22 protein-coding genes and 1 tRNA gene are annotated in these 22,579 nt (G+C 64.1%); 4 read left to right on the top strand and 19 right to left on the bottom strand.

Annotated elements, in window-relative coordinates:
- Window positions 1-28: 28 nt before the first annotated feature.
- Window positions 29-388: a hypothetical protein gene (locus tag ACQCS0_RS06500; RefSeq protein ID WP_354153927.1), complete on the bottom strand. Its 360-nt coding sequence runs from the start codon at window positions 386-388 to the stop codon at window positions 29-31.
- A gap of 115 nt (window positions 389-503) precedes the next feature.
- Entirely contained in the window at window positions 504-1,409 is a 906-nt protein-coding gene (mca, locus tag ACQCS0_RS06495) for a mycothiol conjugate amidase Mca (RefSeq protein WP_354153928.1), read from the bottom strand.
- Window positions 1,410-1,558: 149 nt separating this feature from the next.
- On the opposite strand from mca, the gene ACQCS0_RS06490 reads away from it, so the two are divergent.
- Entirely contained in the window at window positions 1,559-2,017 is a 459-nt protein-coding gene (locus tag ACQCS0_RS06490; protein ID WP_354153929.1) for a DUF4307 domain-containing protein, read from the top strand.
- 151 nt (window positions 2,018-2,168) lie between these two features.
- The gene (gene greA / locus ACQCS0_RS06485) at window positions 2,169-2,663 is read left to right on the top strand and encodes a transcription elongation factor GreA (RefSeq protein WP_354153930.1); all 495 of its coding nucleotides are present in this window, start codon (window positions 2,169-2,171) and stop codon (window positions 2,661-2,663) included.
- Between the two features lie 56 nt (window positions 2,664-2,719).
- On the opposite strand, the gene ACQCS0_RS06480 is transcribed toward greA, so the two are convergent.
- Genes ACQCS0_RS06480 through ACQCS0_RS06465 form a run of 4 tightly spaced genes read right to left on the bottom strand, consistent with a single transcriptional unit; the run spans window position 2,720 to window position 6,945 of the window.
- Complete coding sequence (locus tag ACQCS0_RS06480) at window positions 2,720-3,337, bottom strand: rhomboid family intramembrane serine protease (protein WP_354153931.1); 618 nt, start codon at window positions 3,335-3,337, stop codon at window positions 2,720-2,722.
- Window positions 3,338-3,345: 8 nt separating this feature from the next.
- On the bottom strand, window positions 3,346-4,584 hold the full coding sequence (gene ilvA / locus ACQCS0_RS06475; protein ID WP_354153932.1) for a threonine ammonia-lyase: 1,239 nt from the start codon (window positions 4,582-4,584) through the stop codon (window positions 3,346-3,348).
- Between the two features lie 47 nt (window positions 4,585-4,631).
- Window positions 4,632-5,945, bottom strand: coding sequence for an AI-2E family transporter (locus ACQCS0_RS06470; protein WP_354153933.1), 1,314 nt, complete (start codon window positions 5,943-5,945; stop codon window positions 4,632-4,634).
- Between the two features lie 40 nt (window positions 5,946-5,985).
- Entirely contained in the window at window positions 5,986-6,945 is a 960-nt protein-coding gene (locus ACQCS0_RS06465) for an aldose 1-epimerase family protein (RefSeq protein WP_354153934.1), read from the bottom strand.
- A 150-nt stretch (window positions 6,946-7,095) separates the two neighbouring features.
- On the opposite strand from ACQCS0_RS06465, the gene galT reads away from it, so the two are divergent.
- Together galT and galK are read left to right on the top strand one after the other, a co-directional pair.
- Window positions 7,096-8,268 (top strand): galactose-1-phosphate uridylyltransferase, encoded by a 1,173-nt coding sequence (gene galT / locus ACQCS0_RS06460; RefSeq protein ID WP_354153935.1) that lies wholly within the window; start codon window positions 7,096-7,098, stop codon window positions 8,266-8,268.
- Window positions 8,269-8,351: 83 nt separating this feature from the next.
- Window positions 8,352-9,494 (top strand): galactokinase, encoded by a 1,143-nt coding sequence (galK, locus tag ACQCS0_RS06455; RefSeq protein ID WP_354154210.1) that lies wholly within the window; start codon window positions 8,352-8,354, stop codon window positions 9,492-9,494.
- 101 nt (window positions 9,495-9,595) lie between these two features.
- On the opposite strand, the gene ACQCS0_RS06450 is transcribed toward galK, so the two are convergent.
- The 13 genes from ACQCS0_RS06450 to ACQCS0_RS06390 all read right to left on the bottom strand — a co-directional run bounded on the left by ACQCS0_RS06450 (window position 9,596) and on the right by ACQCS0_RS06390 (window position 22,579).
- Window positions 9,596-10,513, bottom strand: coding sequence for a Bax inhibitor-1/YccA family membrane protein (locus ACQCS0_RS06450; protein WP_354153936.1), 918 nt, complete (start codon window positions 10,511-10,513; stop codon window positions 9,596-9,598).
- Between the two features lie 130 nt (window positions 10,514-10,643).
- A complete protein-coding gene (locus ACQCS0_RS06445) occupies window positions 10,644-11,357 on the bottom strand; it encodes an ABC transporter ATP-binding protein (RefSeq protein ID WP_426939366.1) in 714 nt (237 codons plus the stop codon).
- On the bottom strand, window positions 11,344-12,192 hold the full coding sequence (locus tag ACQCS0_RS06440; protein WP_354154212.1) for an ABC transporter ATP-binding protein: 849 nt from the start codon (window positions 12,190-12,192) through the stop codon (window positions 11,344-11,346). Before ACQCS0_RS06440 ends, ACQCS0_RS06445 begins: the two co-directional genes overlap by 14 nt.
- Before the next feature lie 77 nt (window positions 12,193-12,269).
- Window positions 12,270-13,523 carry a branched-chain amino acid ABC transporter permease gene (locus ACQCS0_RS06435; RefSeq protein WP_354153937.1) on the bottom strand — a complete coding sequence of 418 codons (1,254 nt, stop codon included), beginning with the start codon at window positions 13,521-13,523 and terminating at the stop codon, window positions 12,270-12,272.
- A complete protein-coding gene (locus ACQCS0_RS06430; RefSeq protein ID WP_354153938.1) occupies window positions 13,520-14,524 on the bottom strand; it encodes a branched-chain amino acid ABC transporter permease in 1,005 nt (334 codons plus the stop codon). Before ACQCS0_RS06430 ends, ACQCS0_RS06435 begins: the two co-directional genes overlap by 4 nt.
- 85 nt (window positions 14,525-14,609) lie before the next feature.
- Entirely contained in the window at window positions 14,610-15,842 is a 1,233-nt protein-coding gene (locus ACQCS0_RS06425; protein ID WP_426940111.1) for a branched-chain amino acid ABC transporter substrate-binding protein, read from the bottom strand.
- Between the two features lie 333 nt (window positions 15,843-16,175).
- Window positions 16,176-16,249 (bottom strand) — tRNA-Leu (locus ACQCS0_RS06420).
- 20 nt (window positions 16,250-16,269) lie between these two features.
- Complete coding sequence (locus ACQCS0_RS06415) at window positions 16,270-17,214, bottom strand: N-acetyltransferase (protein ID WP_426940110.1); 945 nt, start codon at window positions 17,212-17,214, stop codon at window positions 16,270-16,272.
- A 111-nt stretch (window positions 17,215-17,325) separates the two neighbouring features.
- Window positions 17,326-18,825 (bottom strand): FAD-dependent oxidoreductase, encoded by a 1,500-nt coding sequence (locus tag ACQCS0_RS06410; protein WP_354153941.1) that lies wholly within the window; start codon window positions 18,823-18,825, stop codon window positions 17,326-17,328.
- 38 nt (window positions 18,826-18,863) lie between these two features.
- Window positions 18,864-20,240 carry a S8 family serine peptidase gene (locus tag ACQCS0_RS06405; protein ID WP_354153942.1) on the bottom strand — a complete coding sequence of 459 codons (1,377 nt, stop codon included), beginning with the start codon at window positions 20,238-20,240 and terminating at the stop codon, window positions 18,864-18,866.
- A 35-nt stretch (window positions 20,241-20,275) separates the two neighbouring features.
- On the bottom strand, window positions 20,276-21,223 hold the full coding sequence (locus ACQCS0_RS06400; protein ID WP_354153943.1) for a Ppx/GppA phosphatase family protein: 948 nt from the start codon (window positions 21,221-21,223) through the stop codon (window positions 20,276-20,278).
- Window positions 21,220-21,891 (bottom strand): DUF501 domain-containing protein, encoded by a 672-nt coding sequence (locus ACQCS0_RS06395; RefSeq protein ID WP_354153944.1) that lies wholly within the window; start codon window positions 21,889-21,891, stop codon window positions 21,220-21,222. Before ACQCS0_RS06395 ends, ACQCS0_RS06400 begins: the two co-directional genes overlap by 4 nt.
- Window positions 21,892-21,919: 28 nt before the next feature.
- On the bottom strand, window positions 21,920-22,579 hold the full coding sequence (locus ACQCS0_RS06390) for a septum formation initiator family protein (protein ID WP_354153945.1): 660 nt from the start codon (window positions 22,577-22,579) through the stop codon (window positions 21,920-21,922).

Raw genomic sequence — 22,579 nt, 5'->3', positions numbered from 1 at the left:
CGGTGGGTGCGCGGGAGGTCGGTCCGCCTTAGTCGCGGGGCCGGGACCGATCGGCCGGCTGGCCCTGCCCGCTACTTTCGGGGCCAGCCTCGCCGCCTTCGGCATCCGGCTCCCCGGCAGCACTGAGTCCGTCGTGGTCGTCGGCGGCTTCGATGTCCGCGGCCGCTGCCGCTGCCTGACGCTCTTCTTCCACCTGCGCGCGGTAGCGGACGCGGCGGATGCGGCGGACCATGTCCACAATCAGCAGCGTGGTAGCCAGCACAAAGAAGGCCGTCATGATGAAGCCCCACAGGCCCGGGGTGATCTGATCCTCGGAGATGCCTTCACGCAGGCCGGGCGTCGGCAGCGGTGAGGGCGTGGTGGTCAGGGCGAGGAGCATGTGATGCACGGTTCAAACCTTCTGTGGAAACTGATGGGCAGCCAGCCGGTGATTCCGGAGGCGGGTCCGCGGGACCCGGACCAGCCCACTGCTTTTCTACACGACATAGAATAGATTGCCGTTTCTATCTTAGCCCGGCGAAAAGGTCCTTTTCGGGCAATACTGCGGGGACCCTGGACTCGATCAGGGAGTAGTCTTCCCACGGCCAGACGCGGCGCTGCATCTCGGCCGAGACGGCAAAGAAGAACCCCAGCGGATCCACCTGCGTGCGGTGGGCGCGGAGGGCGTCGTCGCGGGCCTCAAAAAAGTCGCCGCAGTCGATCTGCGTGGTGGTGGCATGGGCACCCTGCGGCGGCGTGTGGCCCTCCGCGTCCGTTTCCAGCCAGGCGGCAAGCCGCTGGGCGTACGGGGACTGCAGGCCCGCTTCCTCCAGGGCAAAATGCAATGCGCGGAACCGGTCCGGGCTGAAGGCCCTGTCGTAGTAGAGCTTGCTTGGTTCCCAGGCGGCACCGGCGTCCGGATACCTGTTCGGGTCACCGGCAGCCGCAAACGCCTCCACTGCCACCCGGTGCGCCATGATGTGGTCCGGGTGCGGGTATCCTCCGTTTTCGTCATAGCTGACGATCACCTGCGGCTTGAAGTCCCGGACCAGCCGCACCAGCGGCGCCGCGGCGCGCGCCAGCGGCTGGACGGCAAAGGATCCTGCGGGCAGCGGCGGCAGGGGGTCGCCCTCCGGCAGCCCGGAATCCGTGAATCCGAGCCAACGCTGTTCGATGCCAAGTACCCTGGCCGCCTGGTCCATCTCCAGCCGGCGCGCCCCTGCCATGTCCCGCTTGGGATGCGGCTCACCCTCCACGGCAGGGTTTTGGATATCGCCGCGGGATCCGTCGGTGCAGGTGGCCACCATGACTTCCACCCCGGAGGCGGCGTACATGGCCATGGTCGCCGCGCCCTTGCTGGACTCGTCGTCCGGGTGCGCATGAACGGCTAGCAGCCTCAGCGGTGCCGGGGTATGCGTGGACGCTGTCATCGAAGGACGGCTCCTTATTCTTCTGCGGCTGCTGTGACGGCCACTGGACTGACGGGATTGCATAACGGGACAGGCTAAATAGCTGCGCGGTAGAAGGGTGCGGATCCGCCACGGACAGCCATGGGCCGGAACCGAACTAAACTGGACTGGTGACTACCCAGGATCAGCCCGCCGTGTCCCCACCTGCAGACACTAGCCTAGCCAATCGTTATGGCAGTAAAAAGCCGTCCCTCCGGCCGGCGGTCAAACGTGGCATCGCCGTAGCGGCGCTGGCGGCCGGAGTTGGGTTTATGGCCTGGGTCTCCACGTCGAACGCTGCCTCGGACGTGACGTTCAAAGACGTCGGTTTCAGCACCATTGACGCCACTGCGGCAGAGGTTGATTTCCAGGTCACCAGGGACCCGGAAACGGCCGTCAAGTGCGCTGTGAAGGCCCTCGACTCCAAGTTCGCCGTGGTGGGTTGGAAAGTCGTGGACATCCCGCCGGGAGCAGCTAACGGAACGGCCGACGGCGGAAGGACAGTCTCGCAGCGCGTGGCCCTTCGGACGGAGTCCTTGTCCGTTTCCGGCGTCGTGGACGCCTGCTGGATTACGCGCGCCGGGACGTAGCACCATGTGATCTGCGCAATATCCCGGTTGGGTATGTCCAGAGTATTGACTACAATGGGTCAATACCTTTACCCCGCTGAGTTGGTTGCTGAGTTCCACAAGTGGCCACCGTTGCGGGGTCTTTTGCATGTATGACCATTAGGAGAAGTCCGTGTCTACCACCAACAGCGCGCCTGCAGCCTGGCTCACCCAGGAAGCTTTTGACCGCCTGAAGGCAGAGCTGGACCACCTTTCCGGCCCTGGCCGTGCGGAGATTGTCCAGAAGATTGAAGCTGCCCGGCAAGAGGGCGACCTGAAGGAAAACGGCGGCTACCATGCGGCCAAGGAAGAGCAGGGCAAGATCGAAGCCCGGATCCGCCAGCTGACCGCACTCCTGCGAGATGCCCACGTGGGCGAGTCCCCCGCTGACGACGGCATCGTCGAGCCCGGCATGCTCGTTGTTGCCCTGATCGCCGGCGACGAAGAGACATTCCTGCTGGGGTCCCGCGAAATCGCCGGCGATTCCGATCTGGACGTGTTCAGCGAGAAGTCACCCCTCGGCGCCGCAATCGTCGGCCACAAAGAGGGTGCGAAGCTCAGTTACACTGCGCCGAACGGCAAGGACATCGCGGTGGAAATCATCTCCGCCAAGCCGTATGCAGGCTAACGCGTCACACTGAACGCACCTCAGGCCTTGCAGGCCTGGCCAAACGTCGGTCCCCTTCAGGAGGCCGACGTTTTTGCGTGCTTGGGGCGCAGCAACAGGGCAGCTACAACTCCGCCTGCCGCCCCGCCGAGGTGCGCCTGCCAGGAGATGTAGCTGCCCATGATCGGCAACACACCCAGCAGGATACCGCCGTAAACCATGAACAGCACCACGGCGAGCAGGATCTGCCGCCAGCTGTGGTTGAAGAAACCCCGCACCAAAAGGAAGGCGAACAACCCGAAAACCAGGCCGGAGGCGCCAACTGTGATGCCGCCGTCGCCAATCAGCCACACCGTCAGCCCGGAGCCGAGCCAGCTGAATCCGAGGGCCGTCAGGAACACCCGCACGCCGGACAGGAACACCAGGAAGCCGAAGACGATCAGGGGGAGGGCATTGGACAGCAGATGGTTCAGATTGGCGTGCAGCAGCGGGAACGTCAGGATGTCCAGCAACCCGTCAGCGGACCGCGGCCGGAGCCCGAAGGTCCGGTTCAGGGCGTGCAGGGTCAGCATGTTGAACAGTTCGATGACAAAAAGTAGGGCCACAAAGCCGCCGGCCACCAGCAGCCCTCCTCTAGCTCGCGCGGCTTTGGTTTCCCGGTTCCGCGGCTTTCCGTCCCCCATCGCGTCAAGCATGGCTGCTCCTAATGCACCACAATGGGCTGGAAGCCCTCGGCACGGAGGGCGCCGAGGACCTGCTCACAATGTTCGTGGCCCTTGGTTTCAAGGTTCACGGTGATGGAAACGTCGCCCATGCTGATGGAGCCGCCAACACGGGTATGGTCCAGGCCCGTGACGTTCGCATCGTTTTCGGCGATGATGCGGGCGATGGTGGCCAGCGAGCCCGGCCGGTCATCCAGCATCATCCGAACTGTCATGTAGCGCCCGGCGGCGGACAGGCCCCGCTGGATGACTTTAAGCATCAGCATCGGATCGATGTTGCCGCCGGACAGGATCACGGCCGTAGTCCCGGGGTTTTCGATTTTGCCATCCATCAAGGCGGCCACCCCCACCGCCCCGGCGGGTTCCACCACCATCTTCGCCCGTTCCAGCAAGAAGATCAGGGCCCGTGCCAGGGAATCCTCGCTGACCGTGACAACATCATCCACGAGCTCACGGATGATGCTGAAGGGCAGCTGTCCGGGCCGACCCACGGCGATACCGTCAGCCATGGTGGACACTTTCTTCAGCGGAACCAGCGCGTCGGCGGCGAGTGACGGCGGATAAGCCGCAGCGTTTTCGGCCTGGACACCGATGATGCGGATTTCCCGGCCAAGTTCCCTGGCCCGGGCCTTGACGGCTACAGCGACTCCGGCCAGCAGCCCGCCGCCGCCCACTCCCATCAGGATGGTGTCCACGTTGGGGATCTGCTCAAGAATCTCCAGGCCTATGGTTCCCTGGCCGGACACCACATCCACGTTGTCAAAGGGGTGCACAAACACCATGCCGGATTCGTCGGCGTAGCGCTGCGCCTCGGCGAGCGCCTCATCCACGTTGTGGCCGTGGAGGATGACTTCTGCGCCGTGGCTGCGGGTGGCCGCCAGTTTCGGAAGGGCTACGCCCAGCGGCATGTAGATGCGGGCTTTGATGCCCAGGCTTTTGGCTGCTACGGCCACACCCTGGGCGTGGTTGCCGGCTGATGCCGCCACCACCCCCCGCTTTTTCTCCTCGGCCGAGAGCTTGGCCATGCGGACATACGCACCGCGGACCTTGAATGATCCCGCCCGCTGCAGGTTTTCGCACTTGAAGAAGACGTCGCCGCCCACCAACCCGCCCAGGGCCCGTGACGATTCCACCGGGGTCCGCATAATAATCCCCTCGAGCAGCTTCTGCGCCTCCAGGACATCGTCCAGCGTGACAGGAAGGGTTTCAAGGGTGTTCACGGACTTATGCTCCTTGGGCGGATACGGCTCCGGCGCCTTGGCTCATCTCAGGCCTCGGCGTCCGGATTGGCTGCTTCTGTGCTGGCTGCGGCGTCCTTGCCACGCTTGGGCCTGCCGCCCGGCAACCGGACATCCCTGATGAAGTCATCATGGTCCAGGCCTGGCGTCACTGTCCCACCGGGGATTGCCAGCACCTGTTCATGTTCCCACGTTCTGGCCGCGATGTAGCGAATCGCGGAGTTTGCTACGGCGAGGATGGGCACCGAGAACAGCGCGCCGGGGATACCCGCAAGGTACGAACCCGCGGCCACGGAGAGGATCACAGCCACCGGATGCAGTGACACGGCCTTGCCCATCACGAGTGGTTGGAGGATGTGGCTCTCCAGCTGCTGGACCAACAGCACGATAGCCAGCATGATCAGGGCATTGACCGGACCGTTGGCCACCAGGGCCAGGAGGACGGCGATGGCCCCGGTCACCAGAGCACCGACCACCGGGATAAAGGAGCCGATGAACACTAGCACGCTCAACGGCAGGGCCAGCGGCACCCCGATGATGGCCGCGCCGGCGCCGATGCCTACCGCGTCAACAAACGCAACAAACATCTGGATCCGTGCGTAGCTGACCATGGAGGCCCAGCCCTTGCGACCGGCACCGAAGGTTGCCGCACGTGCTTTCTTCGGGAGGAGGCGCACCAGGAAGGCCCAAATCCTGTCGCCTTCGAGCAGGAAGAAGATCAGGATGAACAGCGCCAGCACCATTCCCGCGGCGAAGTGGCCCGCAGTGCTGCCAAAGGACAACGCACCGCTGAGGATGCTGCTGCTGTTGTCCTGGAGTGCGGTGGAGGCTTCTTTGAGGTACTGGTCGATCTGGTCGGCGGTGAGGTGCAGGGGTCCATCGGCCAGCCAGTCCTGGATCTGCTTCACACCCGTCAACGACTGGGACCACAGTTCGCCAAAACCTGAAGTCAGCTGGCGGCCCACCAGGGCAAGGGCACCAACGATCACTCCGATGAAACCCACCACCGCGATGGCCACCGCGGCACCGTTTGGCAGCCGCCTCCTGCTAAGCCAGCGCACCACGGGGCTCAGCAGCCCGGCCAGCAGTGCAGCCACCATCACGGGAATGATCAGGAAGCTGATCCGGCTGAACAGCCAGACCAGGGCACCAGCCATCAGCAGGATGAGACCGAGCCGCCATGCCCACGACGCTGCGATCCGGATGCCGTACGGAATGTCCTGCTCCAGATCCCGGTCCGCCCGCAGGCTGCCCGGGGCGGCAGTTTCCACCGGCCGGTCCGTAGCAACCAGCGTGCCTGTGGGCAATGAATCGGATGGGGCGGCGTCCTTGTCTGGCGTCATAGCCTAATACTTCCTCAGCACCGGCCCTTATGCGAAACGGCTACCCGGGCCCGTCCAGGGCAGCCTCGATCCCCCAGGCCATCGTGAACGCCTCCCCGGCCGGGAGCCAGCGCAGCCCGTCACCGGAGTTGAAGGCATTGGCCGGACCCGTCATGGGTTCGATGGCCACCGCCTTGGGCCTCCCAGGCAGTTCGGTTGTCACGAAGATGTGGACGTAGCCGCAGGATTCGTCCTGCCACAAGGTCACTCTGCGGCCGTCAGGTGCACTTAGCACATGGCGGGCCGCCCCGCCGTCGAAAGTTATGTCCGTCAAAGCGACGTCGACCTCGAGGCCCCCCAACCGTTGACCGTTGCGGAAGTCACTGTCCCCGCTAACGGGTTCGGAGCTGCGCGGGATCAGGCGTTCGTCCGCCACCAGGCGGGTATCGGCGGCAACGGTCAGGGTCAAGTGATCCACGTCCGCATCGCCCAGCCGCAGGTATGGGTGGGCGCCCAGGACGAACGGCGCCGGGGCGTTGGAATCGTTGACCAGCGTCTGGCGGACTTCCAAGCCAAGATCCTCAGTCAGGAAGTACTGGACCCGGTGCCGCACCAGGAACGGGTAGCCATGCTGCGGGAAGACCGTCGCCTCGAGGGTCACTGAATATTGCGATTCATCAACCAGGCTGTAGGCGGAGTTGCGGAGCAGTCCATGGCTGGCGTTGTTCCGCGAAACCTCCGTGATGTCCAGCTGCTGCTTCTTTCCGTCGAGGTACCAGACCCCGTCCTCCACCCTGTTTGCCCAGGGCGCGAGAGTGATCCCGGCCGCACCGGGGGAAATCTCATCGTCCCCGTAGGTCTCGGTGAGCAGGACACCTGCGCGGCTATACAGCCGCAGGCCGGCGGCAAGCTCCGTCACTACGGCCAACGCGTCACCCCGGCGGAGCTCGTACTGCCGGCCGGTGGCGTAGGTCTGGAATCCGGCGGGAATGCCCGTGTCCGGGGTTGCACTCGAAGTCATGAGCACCACCGTAACAGGGGTACGGCCGGCCTGCCGTTGCCGCAAATGTTATCTTTTGTGTGAAACTATTCTTTTTTGAGCGAAATGTGGGATGATCGAGGCTACGGACGCCCGCCATCTGCCGGCACCAGCACGCAAAGGAACCCCGCCATGACAGGTATCACCACCACCACGCTCGCCGATGGCCGGGAGCTGATCTACTTCGACGACGGCGCAACCGACCAGCCCCGCACAGCGTCCACCACCACCGATCACCGGCCGCTGCCGGAGCGCGGTCAGCCCGGCGAGGTCCGGTTCGATGCCCTCAGCGACGAGTGGGTGGCCGTCGCAGCCCACCGGCAGTCCCGCACGCACCTCCCGCCGGCCGACCAGTGCCCCATCTGTCCCACCACGCCGAACAACCCCTCCGAGATCCCCGCCCCCGACTACGACGTTGTGGTGTTTGAAAACCGCTTCCCGTCGCTGGGTCCGGCGGTGGGACCTGTGCCGTCCGCCCCGGCCTGGGGCACCACGGGGCCCGCCTACGGACGCTGCGAAGTAGTGGCGTACACGCCCGAGCACACGGGATCCTTCAGCGGCCTAAGTGAGGCGCGCGCCCGGACTGTTGTAGAGGCGTTGGCGCACCGCACCGAAGCCCTCAGCAACCTGCCGGGGATCAAGCAGGTGTTCCCGTTCGAAAACCGCGGGGCCGACATCGGTGTCACGCTTCACCACCCGCACGGACAGATCTATGCGTACCCTTACGTCACGCCCCGCGCAGGGGTCATCGGAGCGGCAGCACGCAAGTTCTACGATGGGTCCGACGGGCGGCAGACGCTCACGGGCTCGCTGCTGCGGGCAGAACGGGAGGACGGGAGCCGAATGGTGATGGAGGGCGAGAACTTCAGCGCCTACGTACCGTTCGCTGCCCGCTGGCCGTTGGAGATCCACCTGGTGCCGCACCGGCAGGTGCCCGACCTGGCCGCCCTGAGCGGGGAGGAACGGGATGAACTGGCGCATGTCTACCTTCACCTGCTTAAACGGCTGGATGCGCTGTATCCGACGCCGACACCCTACATATCAGCCTGGCACCAGGCCCCCCTCGACGACCTCCTGCGCCCGGCAAGCTACCTGCACCTCCAGCTGACGTCGCCCCGCCGGGCAGCGGACAAGCTCAAGTTCCTGGCTGGCTCCGAGGCCGCTATGGGCGCCTTCATCAACGACACCACCCCGGAAAGTGTCGCGGAGCGGTTCCGTGCCGTGGTGGTCCCCGAGTCCAGCCCGTTCCCTGACACGACCGCCGCCGCCCCTCTGGGGGCACTGCCTGAAGGAGCACACGCGTGAGCGCCTCCCCTGACCCATTGATTGCCCAGCTGGCCAGCCCGCCGGAACCCGGGACGGCGAACCTGAGCACAGCACAGCCCGGTATGGCGGATCTGGCCGCCCGCTTCGAGCAGGAGTTCGGCAAGCTGCCCGACGGCGTCTGGCAGGCACCGGGACGCGTGAACCTCATCGGAGAGCACACCGACTACAACGAGGGGTTTGTGCTCCCGTTCGCGATCGACAAGACCGCCCGGGTGGCCGTCGGAGTCCGCGTGGACTCTACGGTCCGGCTCCTGTCCACTTATGGTGACCACGGCATGGTCAGCGCCGACCTCGGCTCTTTGGACCCGGCTTCCGCCAAGGGCTGGACGAAGTATCCGCTCGGTGTGATGTGGGCGTTGCAGCAGCAGGGCATCACCGTTCCGGGCGTGGACCTGTTGCTTGATTCCACCGTTCCCCTGGGCGCCGGCCTGTCCTCATCGCACGCCATCGAATGCGCGGTCATCTCAGCCCTGAACGACCTGACGGGAGCCGGGCTTGAACACGAGGAGATGGTCCTCACCACGCAGCGCGCCGAGAACGACTTTGTCGGCGCCCCCACCGGCATCATGGACCAGTCAGCGTCGCTGCGCGGCTCCAAGGGGCATGCCGTGTTCCTGGATTGCCGCGACCAAAGCGTCCAGCTGGTTCCCTTCGAAACAGAACCAGCGGGGCTGGTGATGCTGGTCATCGACACCAAGGTCTCCCACTCACACTCCGACGGCGGCTACGCCTCCCGCCGTGCGTCCTGCGAACTGGGGGCCGAGGTCCTGGGCGTGAAGGCACTGCGTGACGTCCGGTTGGAGGACCTGGAAGAAGCCGCCGGCCTCCTGGACGAGGTCACCTACCGGCGCGTGCGCCATATCGTGACCGAAAACGACCGGGTGGTGCAGACCGTGGAGCTGCTGGCCAGTGCCGGCCCCGTTTCCATCGGTGCCCTGCTGGACGCCAGCCACGTTTCCATGCGGGACGACTTTGAGATCTCCTGCCCGGAGCTGGATCTGGCGGTGGCCACCTCCCGCGCCAACGGCGCAATCGGCGCCCGGATGACCGGCGGTGGCTTCGGCGGGGCAGCGATCGCCCTCACCCCGGTGACGTCGGAGCAGCAGGTGCGTGCCGCCGTCGTACGTGCCTTCGCAGACGCCGGCTACACGGCCCCTGACATCTTCACGGTGACCCCGGCAGCAGGAGCCATGCGCATTTCCTAGCGCGGATACGCGCAAAAAAGATGGCCCCACCTGATGCGAAATGCATCGGTGGGGCCCTCTTGTTATTGGACAGAATTACGACGGCGGACGCCGCGTTGGTGCTAGTCGTCGCCTCGCAGGATGGCGAGCAGCCGGATGATTTCCACGTAGAGCCACACCAGCGTGACCGTCAGGCCGAAGGCAGCGGTCCAGGAGAAGCGCTGCGGGGCGCCGCTCTGCACGCCGGCTTCGATGCTGGTGAAGTCCATGATCAGGGAGAAAGCAGCCAGGCCGATGGCCAGGATGCCGATGAAGACGCCCAGCGGGATACCGAAGATATGCACGCTGGTGCGCAGTCCAAACGGGGAATCCACGGCACCGGTCCACATCATGACCATGTTGACGATGGCAAAAACTGCATAGCCGATGGTGGCAATCATGAAGAAGCGCATGGCCTTGGGAGTGGCCCGGACCTTGCCGCTCTTGAATAGGAGCAGGGTCACGGCGAAGACTGACAGCGTACCGATGACGGCCTGCAGCCCGACGCCCGGGTACATCAGGTCGAGAATGCGTGTGAGCCCGCCGAGAAACAGTCCTTCGAGTCCGGCATAAGCAAGAATCAAAGCCGGTGACGGCTGCTTCTTGAAGGTGTTCACCAGCGCCAGGACAAAGCCGCCCAGTGCACCGACGATCATCAGCATTGATGCAAGCCCCATGCTGACGAAAAGGGTGACTGCGGCGCCGACCATCAGGACGCCCAGGCATGATGCGGTCTTAACGATGACGTCGTCGAACGTCATGCGGCCGGTGTCCGCAGGTCCGGCTGCCGGCTGGTTGTACATCTGGCGCAACTGCTCATCGGTCATGTTCTGCTGCTGGCCCCAACCGTTCTGGGGATCCATGACCTGGCCGGGAGCCCGCTGGCCATAAGGCTGCTGGCCGGACTGGGCCTGCCCGTAGGGCGCCTGCGGGACACGCGGTGCCTGCGTCGCTCCACGGAAATTCTTTCCGTTGAAGATCGGGTTTCCGCCAAGTGCCATTGCTGGTGTCCTCCAAGTAAAGGGTTGAGTCGTGACTTACGAACCACGCTACCAATTTCCACGTACCCACGCAGCGATTAGTTCCCCACCCAGGCCGCCGCAACCTAACCGTGATGCGGCAAGGTATTCCTCAGCCAACCCCCAGATAGGCCTCTTTGATGGCGGGGTTGGCCAAGAGTTCCTTTCCGGTGCCGCTGTGCGTGATCTCCCCGGTCTCTAGGACAAACGCGCGATGGGCGCCGGCCAGCGCCTGGTTGGCGTTCTGTTCAACCATGAGCACCGTTGTGCCTTGCTGGTTGATCTCCCTGATGATCTTGAAGATCTGGCGGATGAATTGCGGTGCCAGCCCCATGGAAGGCTCGTCAAGGAGCAGAAGTTTCGGATTGGACATCAAGGCCCGGCCGATCGCCAGCATCTGCTGTTCGCCGCCGGACATGGTGCCACCGTATTGCTTGATCCGTTCCTTAAGTCTGGGGAACAGGTCAAATACGCGCTCGAGATCCTGCGGCACTCCGGCCCTGTCCTTTCTGCCGAAGGTTCCCATGTCCAGGTTTTCCATCACGGTCATGCCCGGAAAAATTCCGCGCCCCTCCGGAGCCTGCGAGATGCCGCGTACAACCCTGACATGGGCCTTCATCTTGGTGATGTCCTCACCGGCAAACGTAATTTTGCCGGCGGCAGGATTAAGGATCCCGGAGATTGTCCGCATAGTGGTCGTCTTGCCGGCTCCGTTCGCGCCGATCAGCGACACAACCTCGCCTTCGTTGACCGAAAACGACATGTTCCGGATGGCGCGGATACGTCCGTAGAAAACGGAGATCTCTTCGACTTCAAGCAACGTCATCTTCGGGCTCCCCCAGGTAGGCCGCAATAACCCGCGGGTCTTCACGGATGGCCCGTGGCAGGCCATCGGCAATCTTCTTACCAAACTCCAGGACCACGATCCGGTCCGTCACGCCCATCACCAGCTTCATGTCATGCTCAATCAAAAGGACCGTGTAGCCTTCGTCCCGAATGGTGCGGATGAGAGCCATCAGTTCTTCCTTCTCAGCCGGATTAAATCCGGCCGCAGGCTCATCCAGGCACAGAACCTTGGGATCTGTGGCCAGGGCACGAGCTATCTCCAGACGGCGCTGGTAGCCATAGGGCAAGTGGCGCGACAGGAAGTGCGCGTGGTCACCGATGCCAACAAAGTCAAGCAAAGCCATTCCACGCTCGATCGCCGATTTCTCCTCCCGGACGTGGGTTGGGAGCCTCAGCAATGCCCCGCCAACGCTGGTCCGGTGCCTGGCGTCCAGACCCACCACAACGTTTTCCAGGGCAGTCATCTCGCCGAAAAGCCGGATGTTCTGGAATGTCCGTGACAGCCCCAGCCTGGTGATCTTGTGCTGCTTTAGCCCGTTGATGATCTGGCCTTCAAGTACCACCTGGCCGCTTGTTGGTTTGTACACGCCGGTCATGGCATTGAAGCACGTGGTCTTCCCAGCCCCGTTGGGTCCAATCAGTCCAAGGATTTCGCCGCGCCTGATGTTGAAGCTGATGTTGTCCAGTGCCACCAGACCACCGAACTTGATGGTGAGGTTCTTGACCTCAACGATGTTCTCGCCAACCTTGGCCGAAATATCGCGATCCGGCGCAACCTTTTCGGCGAGGTCGGGTTCAACCCCGGCCTCCGCCATGGCCTCGACGTCTGGACCGGCCTGCGCGTCGGCCGGATCCATTGCCTCATGCGCTCCAGGCAACCTGTTGTTCTCGCTCATGCCTGGGCTCCTTTCCGGGTGCGGCCCTGCTCCGGGCCCCCGGCCGGCGGTTTTCCTGCCGACGATGGTCCGGTGATGTCCTTTTGAGCCAGCCTTTGGTATGCGGTCCGGCCGTAGGCGAGCAGCCGCTGCCGTGCAGGGAGGAGGCCTTGGGACCGGAAAATCATGATCAACACAAGTGCTATGCCGAATATGAGGTATTTATACTCTGCGATTGCCGTGAACCTCAGCGGGATGTAGCTGACAATCGCGCCGCCCAGAATCGCGCCGACCTTGTTGCCGGCGCCACCGAGTACAACGGCCGCAAGGAACAGGATAGACGTCGTGACGTCAAATTTCTGGTTGTTCACGAAGCCCACCTGCCCGGCAAACAAAGCGCCTGAGAGGCCACCGATGGCTGCCCCGATCGCGAACGCCCAAACCTTGTATTTGAACGTGGGAACGCCCATGATCTCCGCAGCGTCCTCATCTTCGCGGATAGCGATCCAGGCACGCCCCACCCGGCTGCGTTCCAGGTTGCCCACCAGCAGGGTGATGATGATGATGATGGTCAGCGTGAGCCAATACCAGGGCACGCCATTGGAATTCGAGAAAACCGGAGTCCCGTCCGCCTCGGTTCCCGGCGGGTGGCCCACGTTCTGAAAGCCCACCTGGCCCTTCATGGCGGGGATGATGGTTGCCAGAATACGGACGATCTCGCCGAATCCAAGCGTCACGATGGCCAGGTAGTCACCCCGAAGCCGCAGGGTTGGCACGCCGAGCACCACTCCGAAGAACATGGTCACTGCCATGGCAATGGGGATTGTCCACAGGTAGGGGATGTGCAGGAAAGGAGAGTCCGGGCTGGTCAGCATCGCGGCACAGTAGGAACCCACGGCGAAAAAGGCCACGTAGCCAAGGTCCAGGAGGCCCGCATAGCCGACTACCACGTTCAGTCCGACGGCGATGAGTGCGAACCGCGCCATGTCGAAGCAGGCGAGTGCGAAGTTGTTTCCGGGTTCCGTGGTGATAATCGGTGGATTGATCACCGGCAGCAGGTAGGCCAGGACCACCACGATAATGAGGAAGGCCCACTGCTGCTGGCGGGACAAGGCGTTCCAGCGGTCGCCCCAGGCTCCAAAAATGCCGTGCCTGCCCTGTCTTTCGGGTGTCACGCTGCTTCCGGGTCCGGATTTTACGGCCTCGCGGTCGGCCGCTGCCTGGGCAGCTGCGGCCTCCGGAAGTGGTGTTGGTCCGTCGATCATGCTCATGCTTTGCTCCTTCCCAAGGAGGTGCCCAGAATACCCTGCGGCCGGAGCAGAAGCACCAGCACCAGGATGACGAACGCGACGACGTCGGTCCACTGGGAGTTGCCGAGCAGGATCTGCCCGTAATTGCCGATAAGGCCGAGGAGCAGTCCGCCCAGAAGCGCGCCGCGGACGTTGCCGATCCCGCCCAGCACAGCAGCTGCGAACGCCTTGATGCCCAGCACGAACCCGCCGTTGTACTGAACGCCGGAAGGAATCTTCATGACGTAGAACAGTGCGGCGGCCCCGGCCAGGATGCCGCCGATCACGAACGTGGTGATGATAATCCGCTCTTTGTTGACGCCCATGAGGGTGGCCGTATCCGGGTCCTGGGCCACTGCACGGATACCGCGCCCGGTCCTGGACTTGCTGATGAAACGCTCGGTGGCAACCATCATGATGACGGCGGCGATGATGATGACCAACTGCTGGGAATCCACGATGGTGCCGAAGACATCAAAGATCGGGGAAGGCCGGAACATGGTCAGTGCCAATTCCGGGCTCGGGCCCCGCCAAAGGTAGATCAGGTACTGGATAGTGAAGGAAGCGCCGATTGCCGTGATCAGGAAGACCAGCCGGGGAGCGTTCCGTTTTCGGAGCGGCTTGTAGGCCACGCGCTCCAGCAGGAAAGCGGTCAGCGCGGAGGCAACCATCGCCACCACCAGCGCCAGCACCAGGTTCAGGACGATGGACCAGAATTCCAGCCTCGGAGCCGATGGTCCGAAGCCCAGGTTGCTGAGGGTGAAGAAGACTGCGTAGCAGCCAACGATGAACACTTCCGAGTGCGCAAAGTTGATGAGGTTCAGAACACCGTAGACCAGGGTGTAGCCGAGAGCCACCAAGGCATATATTGCGCCAAACGTCAGGCCGTCAAACGTTGCGCTCCAGAAGTTTTCCATAAGCGATGGAATGTCGAAGGAAATCCAGTCATTTTCCATCGGTAAATGAACGAGCAGAGGAAGCATTGGGACATCCTGTCAAACGGTAGGTCAGAAAAGGCTGTGGGGCCGGCAGAAGCTGGCCCCACAGCCTGTTGCTGTCAGAGAACGGCTAACCGCCGATCGGACCAATCGGAACGATCTTGCCGTTCTCCACCTTGTAGCCGTAAACAGTCGGCGCCTGAAGTTCGCCCTTTGCATCCCACTTGTAGTGCTTGCTCAGGCCGTCCTTGTCGTACGACTTGACCCACGACAGCAGGTCCGGACGCGCTTGCTTGCCCGCATCGATGCCGGACAGCAGCACGGTTGCCGCGTCATAACCCTCGATTGAATATGTTCCGGGCTCTGCGCCGTTGGCGAGAGCCTTGTACGCGGTAGCGAAGTCCGGGATCAGCTCACCTGGGATACACGGGCACGTGAAGTACGCGTTGTTGGACGAGTCGCCGGCCTGCTTGATGAACTGATCGTCCTTGACGCCGTCAGGTGCCACGAACGTCCCGGTGAATCCCTTGGCCGAAAGCTGCTGGTCGAAAGGTGCGCCCTCAGCGTAGTACCCCGAGTAGAACACGGCATCGGCCTTGGCGTTAATGATCTTGGAAATCACGGCCGAGAAGTCCTTTTGCCCGGTGGTTACCTTCTCGGTCCCTACCAGTGCAGTGCCCAGTCCCTCTGATGTCGAGGTACCCAGTCCGATGCCGTAATCGGAATCGTCCTGGACGAGGTAGACCTTCTTCGCGCCGAGCTTGCCGGTCAGGAACTTGGCTGCGGCCGGCCCCTGAACGGCATCGTTACCCAGTCCCCGGAAGAACGTTGTCCAACCGTTCCCGGTCAGGGTGGGGTTGGTCGCCGAAGGCGTGATGTGGACAAGACCCTTTTGCTCGAAAATGTTGCCGGTAGCCTTCGACTCACCCGAGAACGGGAGGCCGATGACGCCAACAATTTCAGCCTCGCTGACCATCTGGGTCACAGGACCAGTGGCCTTGTTCGGGTCGCCTTCCGTGTCGAACTTCTTGAACTGGACCTGGCAGCCGGGATTCGCGGTGTTGTGCTGGTTGATGGCCAACTGGATGCCGTTGAAGATGTTGATACCCAGCTGGGCATTTGGCCCTGTCTGTGCACCGGCATAAGCCAGCGTGGTGGTTGCAGCGCAGGTGGCCTTGCCGTCGCCCTTGGGCAGGACAGCACCACTGGGCACGTCCACCTTGGAGATCGAAGGGATGTTGACCTTGTTGGAAGCTCCAGAGCTGTCAGTCGTGGTTGGCCCCGCCTGATTGGCACAGGCCGAGAGTGCGAGGGTAAGGGTGGCCGCCGCCGCCCACGAGGTGATGACTTTCTTTCGGTACATTTATTAACCTTCCGAGCCGGAATATCTCGACAGCTGCTGCGGATGACCGAGGCAGTTACACGTACTTTTCGAAATTTGTTTCCTGAGACTACTACTAAATGTGTGTCGCAGAACACATACGGTCCGGCGTGGCCATTCCGGGATGTGCGCGTTGGATCAGGTGTTCCTGATTTAACTTCAAGCTAATGCAAATCTGCGGAGGATATAAGTGACTGAGGTCACATCCTTATAACAGTCGTTGCATATGCGAAATCAATGAACGGGAGAGGTCTGTTGAGGTCACGCAGGAGGCGCGGAAGGGCGCGTCAGGAGGAACTCCCTAGGGAGAATGTGTACCCCAGGTGGGACTCGAACCCACAACACGCGGATTTTAAGTCCGCTGCCTCTGCCAATTGGGCTACTGGGGCGCCCGGTCCATGGTATCCCGTCATTCGCCTGCAAGCGGTCCGGCGTACCGGAACGTCCCGTGGACCCCGCCGGGCCAGACGGCTAGCGGGAGCAGTTGGAAGTGGTCCCCCCAGGCTGCGTCCGGCGGGAGGACGCCGAAGGAGGCAGCCGGGACAAAGCCGAAGCGCGGGTAGTAGTCGGTGCTGCCCAGCAACGCAATCCCGCCCTCCCCCGCTGCGTTGGCCCGAGCGATGGTGTCGTTCATGAGGGCAGTGCCGATCCCATGGCGCTGCAGCCTGGGTGTCACACCGATGGGCCCGAGCCCCAGCAACCCGTAGTCGCCCACCCAGCCCCGTGTGCTGATCACATGGCCGACTATCTCGTCGTCGAGCACCGCCACCACGCTGAACTCGGGCAGGTAGTCCTCGCACTCGAAGAGCCGGCGGAGCACGTCCACCTCCTCGGGCTCCCCGTCCACCGGCAGGCCCGTGACCGGGGAGACCGCGGACGCCTCGCCCGTCAACGTGAGGATCTTGTCCCTGTCCGCAGCCGTCTCGTTCCTGAGCAGCAGCTCGGGCCGCGGCACGTCCCGGCTGACCGCTGACAGCTCAGCTAGGGCTTCGACGGCGCGTGGTGCGTCGGCCACCGGCACCAGCAGGTGGTCGTGGTGGAAGCCGGCCAGCACGTTGCAGCTGATCCTGGCGTCGGTCAGGGCCTTCCCGACGGCGGCGGTCAGGCCAACAGCCTCCAGCGCAGAGTGCACTTCCAGGGTGATCCAAGCCGCCACAAAGTCGTAGTGCAGCCCCAGGCTGTCCGCCCTTTCCCGCGGCAGGACGACCGTGAGGCCCTCAGCCTCACGCACGGCAGCTTCGATGCCAGGCTCGAGCTGCCTGCCATGCGGCCACAGGACATAGACGTACTCACCCTCGCGCAGCACCGGCTTCAGTGTTGCCAGCAGGGTCTGGAGGTTCTTTTCGCCAGTCATAGTGCCAGTCTAGAAGGGACACCCAGCGGGATACGCAAAACGGCGGCCATCCCCATCAAGGGGACAGCCGCCGTCGGGCGATACTGCTAATGCTTCCTCAGGAAGCCAGTGCTACTTGGCGTCCGCGGTGACCGACTGCTTGGTGTCCACGCCGGTGGCTGCCGCTGAGCCCGGGTGGGCCGCTCCGGCGGATGCCTCCGGCGCGCTGGCCGCCGGGGCAGGAGCAGCCGCAGCCGGCTTGGGAGCCGGTGTGGCGGCGGCCACGAAGGCACCGCGCGGGTTGTCGAGGTCGATCAGCTGGGTGGTGTCACGGCCCATAAAGAATGCGAGGATCCAACCCATGATGACGCGGACCTTGCGCTCCATGGTGGGCATGGCCATACCGTGGTAGCCGCGGTGTGCCAGCCAGGCGAGCGGGCCCTTGAGGCCGATGCGGCCCAGGATGTTGATGTTGGCAACACCCTTCCACTCGCCAAAGCCGGCCACAGCACCCAGGTTCTTGTGCTTGTAGTCTTTCAGTGGCTTGTCCCAGCGCGAAGCCCACAGGTTCTTGGCGAGGCGCTTGGCCTGGCGAAGTGCGTGCTGGGCGTTCGGGACGCAGGTGCCGTCCGGCAGGCCGCTACCCGTGAGGTCCGGCACTGCGGCGATGTCTCCGGCGGCCCAGGCGTTGTCGATGATGCCTTCATCGCCAGCGATGCGGAGGTCCGGCAGGACACGGACGCGGCCGCGCGGTTCCAGCGGGAAGTCGGAGGAGCGGATCATCGGGTTGGCCTGCACGCCGGCAGTCCAGACGAGTGTGTCGGCTTCGAATTCCTGGGCCAGGGACTTGTCCGGGAGGTTGATGAGCTTCAGGGAGCCCTCAGCGCTGTCCAGGGAGGTGTTCAGCAGGACCTCGATGCCGCGGCTGCGGAGGTGCTCCACAACCCATTCGGCCTGCGGTGCAGTGACCTCGGGCATGATCCGGCCCATGGCTTCAACCAGGACGAAGCGCACTTCTTCCTGACGGATGCGGGGGTTGTTCTTAACCGCGGCGCGGGCCAGGTCTTCCATTTCGGTGATGCACTCGATGCCGGCGAAGCCGCCACCAACAACCACGAAGGTCAAGGCCTTGGCGCGGGCAGCCGGATCCGCGATGGTGGACGCGGCCTCGATGCGTTCCAACACCTTGTTACGAAGGGCCACAGCTTCTTCGATGGTCTTCAGGCCAATGCCCTTATCCGCCAGGCCCTTGATGGGGAAGGTGCGGGTGATGGCGCCTGCGGCCACCACGATGTCGAAGTAGGGGATCTCGATGTGCTCTCCGCCGTCCGCGGGCGCCACGATGGCGGTGCGGTTGGCGTGGTCGATCGAGGTGACGCTGCCCTGGATGAGTTCAGTCTGCTTCAGGTGCTGGCGGTGCGAGACCACTGCGTGGCGGGCCTCGATGTTGCCGCCAGCCACTTCGGGCAGGAAAGGCTGGTAAGTCATGTAGGGCAGTGGATCCACGAGGGTAACGATGCCACCGGCATTCGCGATCTTCTTCTGCAGTTTGAGTGCTACGTACAGGCCGACGTATCCGCCGCCGACGACGAGTACCCTGGGACGGTCCTGGAGCTCTGGGGTGGTTGCCATGATTTAAGGATACCGCAGTTTGTGAAAATCTTCACTAACTATGTTTTGCCGCCTGAATCCACGGTTTGGAAGGCTCCGGTATCCGGTTCGTCGCGCGCCGTTCCTGGGTTTCGGGCCGCCCGGCGCAGCTGGATGAGGGCCGCAGCGATGATCGCCAGAAATAGTGCCACTGAGCCGATCACGACGGCGGCGCCAACGGCACTGTCACGCTGTGAAGGCGCCTTTGGAGCGGGCACAGTGGGCTCGGGCAGTGTGGGAACGGCACTGGCCACTTCGCCTGTGGGCACCGGCGCCGGCGCACCCAGGTTGCCGCGCCGGTGTACCCTGATCCAGTCCGAGATGGAGCCGAGCGGGTTGGTGGCGGCTTCCGGTACGGAGTCTTTTAGGGCGGCCTCGGCGTTCAGCACGCCAAACCCGTATAGCGGGTCTTTTCCGGCAGGACCGGCATCCTTGGCCGTGCTGACGATCCGATTGATGACCTGTTTGGCGCTCATCTCGGGCCACTTGGAACGGATGAGTGCGGCCACGCCGGCAACGATCGGGGCAGCACCGGACGTTCCCGCCCATTCCGCATAACCACCGCCGGGCAGCCCGCCCAGCAGGTTCTCGGCCGGGGCCGCCACGCCGATGCTGATCCCTTGGGAAGATGAGTCGACGCTCGCCATGCCCTTGCGGTCCAGGCCGGCAACCGTGAGGACGCCGGGGATGGTGGCGGGCGCCCCCACCTGAAGGTTGCCGCCTATCCGGTTTCCGGCGGCGGCCACGATGACAACATCCTTCTGTTCGGCATAGAGGAAGGCAGCATCCCAGCTCTGGGGCCACTGCGGCGTGGTGCTGCCCAGCGAAATGTTGATGACTTTGGCCCCGTTGTCCACGGCCCAACGGACCGCTTCCGGGATCTGGTCCTGATCGCTCTTGCCCGCGGGGTTGGCCGATCCGAGCCACGTTGAGACGGACAGGATCTCAGCTTCAGGAGCCACCCCAATCATGCCGTCCGGCCCGGTGGTGGCAGCCGGGCCGGGACTGGGCGAGGAGGTGGCGCCTGCCGGCTGGTGTCCGCGGCCGGCCAGTATGGTGGCGACCAGCGTCCCGTGTTCCGGCTTTACGCCCAGGCTTTTCTGGCCGTTAGGGCTGCCTGCCCCGGACACGTCGAAGCCTCCGGTGACGGCGCCCTTCAGGTCCGGGTGCTGGGCATCCACGCCGCTGTCGATCACCGCGATTTTCACACCGGCGCCCTTGGAAACCTCCCAGGCCTTCGTAATTCCGGATTCGCCAAGCCAGTACTCCCTGTCCCGTTCAGCGTCGGCCCTGGCCGCAGGCGCAAAAGTCAGTCCGGCGGCCAGGCTGACGCCGGCAAGGGTTATCGCCAGGAGAGCTGACGCGGCCCGGCGGAACCGTGCAGTTGCTCTGGTCATATGGGTTTCCGATGCTTGGTTGGCTGATGGCCTGGTTAGCGGAGGCTCAGGGCAATTCCGTCAAGAATATCGTGTTCGCTGGCCGTGGCAGTCACGATCCGGCCGGCGGTGAGTTCATTCAGCCGCTCGAGGATGCGCCGCCACACCAGTCCGCCGGCACCCATAACGTCAACCCGGCCGGGGTGCATGTACGCCAGGTCGGCACGTTCTCCCCTGGTCATGTGCAGGAGGTCGGTGGCGGCTTCGGTAATAGTGCCGATGGACAGTTCCGTCCCGTGGATGGCCGCCGGCGAATACGCCGGAAGCCGCAGGGCGTGGGCGGTGATGGTGGTGATCGAGCCGGCCACCCCGACGACGGCGGTGGCGCGTTCCAGCGGAACGTCCAGCCCAGCAAGGGTGATGGCGGCGTCGACGTCGGCTTCCGCGGCGGCGATCTGTTCTGCCGTGGGCGGATCGTCCTGCAGGTGCCGTTCGGTCAGCCGGACGCAGCCGACATCTACGGACTTCGCGGCCGTGACACCGCCAGCGGTGCCGAGGACAAACTCGGTGCTTCCGCCGCCGAGGTCAACTACCAGCACGTGCTCGCCGTCGAGGATGGGCAGGACGCTGCTGGCGCCGGCGAAGGACAGGGCTGCTTCTTCATCGCCAGAGATGACTTCAGGCTCAACGCCCAGCAGGTCCCGGATCCCGTCGACAAAGACCTGGCGATTGCGCGCGTCCCGGCTGGCTGACGTTGCCACAAAGCGGATGGACTCGGCGCCGTGTTCGCGGATCATTGCGGCGTAATCCGCGGTGGCCGCGAAGGTGCGCTCCAGCGCTTCAGGGGCGAGTTCGCCGGTGGCGTCCACGCCCTGGCCCAGCCGGACCACCCGCATTTCCCGGACAACGTCGGTGAGCGTCGTTGTGCCGTTGCTGCGGTCGATGTCGGCGATGAGCAGGCGGAGCGAGTTCGTGCCGCAGTCGATGGCGGCGACGCGGGTCATGCCCCAGCCCCGTCAGTGGCTGCGGGCTTGCGGTCCGGAGCGGGCCGGCCCACGATCTCCGGCAGCCCCTGGGGTCCGTGCCGGCTGAGGTCCTTCGACGGGGCCTCCCCTGCCGTGTCCCACGCGCCGTCGCAATGGCAGCGGTCCGCGGTCCACCATTCGCTGATTCCGGCAATGGCCTCATCCCCCAGCGGGTTTACGCCGGGCCCTGCCGCGAGGGAGTGGCCCACCAGGACGTGGAGGCATTTGACCCGGGTGGGCATGCCGCCAGCGGAGATGCCGTTAATCTCCGGGACAGCGCCGATGCCGGAACGTTGGCCAATGGCTGTGCGGGCTCCGAGGTAGTCTTCGTGCGCTGCACGGTAGGCAGCCGCGAGCGGCTCATCGGCGCTGAGGCGTTCGTTCATGTCGTTCATCAGCCCGGCAGCTTCCAGCCGGGAAACCGCCGAAGTGATGACGGGGTGGGTCAGATAAAACGTGGTGGGAAACGGGGTCCCGTTGCTCAGCCGCGGCGCCGTGGCGGCGACGAGGGGGTTGCCGCAGACGCAGCGCGCCGGGATTTCCACCACATCGCGTACGGGCCGTCCCAGCTGCCTGCTGAGTACTTCAAGATCATGTGCTGATGGCTGGCGGGATTGCTCCGGCGCAGTCGCCGTGTTTTTTTCCACTGGCGCGGGCCATCCTTCCTCTAGCTGTTCAGTCTGTGGCCGCACGCCTGATGGACTCCCACAGGGAATCCACCCACGGCAGATCTGCGGGGTCTTGTGCCGCTGTGGCGGTCAGGCTACTTCTTGATCCGGCCGGCAGATCGCTGCCGAAGACCCAGTAGCCGGATTCACCCGGCATAACCATGTTAATGCGGTCGCGGGCCTGCTGTTTCACGTAGTTCGGATCCTGCCAACGTGAAATCTGCTGGCGCAGGCCGTCCTGCTCGGCCTGGCGAGCGGCGATATCGGCGCTGAGGGCGGCGAGTTCGGCGCGTTTGTCGAAGAAGATCTTCACGGTGGGTGCCAGCATGATCGTGATGGCAATCATGACCACGGCCAGTGCCAGCATGCGCCCGGAGAACGCCTTGGCAGGGACGGGCTGGGTGTCGTCCCGAGTGCTGTCAGGCTTCGGTGTCTTGCCTGTGGCGTTACCGCCGTGGCCGTTCCCCTTGCCGGCCGGGCGCCGGGTGTTCGTTGTGGACGTTCCGGCGTTCAATGCCGTGCCGGTTTTTCCCTTGGTCCCGCCCTTTGCACTGCCGGCTGCAACGCCAAAATCGGCGCGGATGACGCCGGCGGCTTCCGCGGCCGGGTCCGTGGTGGCCTGATGCCTCGAAGCGGCCTTGGGAACTTTGGGACGGCGGGTAACCAT

This window comes from Pseudarthrobacter sp. S6, from assembly GCF_050156575.1.
Taxonomy (GTDB): Bacteria; Actinomycetota; Actinomycetes; order Actinomycetales; family Micrococcaceae; genus Arthrobacter.
The sequence above is the reverse complement of the archived record's forward strand: the minus strand, read 5'-3'. Positions and strand labels throughout refer to the sequence as shown.

What these genes read in the sequence shown, in the direction of transcription:
- mca (WP_354153928.1), bottom strand. Translation starts at nt 1,409, where the DNA reads ATGACAGCGTCCACGCATACCCCGGCACCGCTGAGGCTGCTAGCCGTT.
- ACQCS0_RS06480 (WP_354153931.1), bottom strand. Translation starts at nt 3,337, where the DNA reads ATGCTTGACGCGATGGGGGACGGAAAGCCGCGGAACCGGGAAACCAAA.
- ACQCS0_RS06470 (WP_354153933.1), bottom strand. Translation starts at nt 5,945, where the DNA reads ATGACGCCAGACAAGGACGCCGCCCCATCCGATTCATTGCCCACAGGC.
- ACQCS0_RS06465 (WP_354153934.1), bottom strand. Translation starts at nt 6,945, where the DNA reads ATGACTTCGAGTGCAACCCCGGACACGGGCATTCCCGCCGGATTCCAG.
- galT (WP_354153935.1), top strand. Translation starts at nt 7,096, where the DNA reads ATGACAGGTATCACCACCACCACGCTCGCCGATGGCCGGGAGCTGATC.
- galK (WP_354154210.1), top strand. Translation starts at nt 8,352, where the DNA reads ATGGCGGATCTGGCCGCCCGCTTCGAGCAGGAGTTCGGCAAGCTGCCC.
- ACQCS0_RS06450 (WP_354153936.1), bottom strand. Translation starts at nt 10,513, where the DNA reads ATGGCACTTGGCGGAAACCCGATCTTCAACGGAAAGAATTTCCGTGGA.
- ACQCS0_RS06445 (WP_426939366.1), bottom strand. Translation starts at nt 11,357, where the DNA reads ATGACGTTGCTTGAAGTCGAAGAGATCTCCGTTTTCTACGGACGTATC.
- ACQCS0_RS06440 (WP_354154212.1), bottom strand. Translation starts at nt 12,192, where the DNA reads ATGGCGGAGGCCGGGGTTGAACCCGACCTCGCCGAAAAGGTTGCGCCG.
- ACQCS0_RS06435 (WP_354153937.1), bottom strand. Translation starts at nt 13,523, where the DNA reads ATGAGCATGATCGACGGACCAACACCACTTCCGGAGGCCGCAGCTGCC.
- ACQCS0_RS06430 (WP_354153938.1), bottom strand. Translation starts at nt 14,524, where the DNA reads ATGCTTCCTCTGCTCGTTCATTTACCGATGGAAAATGACTGGATTTCC.
- ACQCS0_RS06425 (WP_426940111.1), bottom strand. Translation starts at nt 15,842, where the DNA reads ATGTACCGAAAGAAAGTCATCACCTCGTGGGCGGCGGCGGCCACCCTT.
- ACQCS0_RS06415 (WP_426940110.1), bottom strand. Translation starts at nt 17,214, where the DNA reads ATGACTGGCGAAAAGAACCTCCAGACCCTGCTGGCAACACTGAAGCCG.
- ACQCS0_RS06410 (WP_354153941.1), bottom strand. Translation starts at nt 18,825, where the DNA reads ATGGCAACCACCCCAGAGCTCCAGGACCGTCCCAGGGTACTCGTCGTC.
- ACQCS0_RS06405 (WP_354153942.1), bottom strand. Translation starts at nt 20,240, where the DNA reads ATGACCAGAGCAACTGCACGGTTCCGCCGGGCCGCGTCAGCTCTCCTG.
- ACQCS0_RS06400 (WP_354153943.1), bottom strand. Translation starts at nt 21,223, where the DNA reads ATGACCCGCGTCGCCGCCATCGACTGCGGCACGAACTCGCTCCGCCTG.
- ACQCS0_RS06390 (WP_354153945.1), bottom strand. Translation starts at nt 22,579, where the DNA reads ATGGTTACCCGCCGTCCCAAAGTTCCCAAGGCCGCTTCGAGGCATCAG.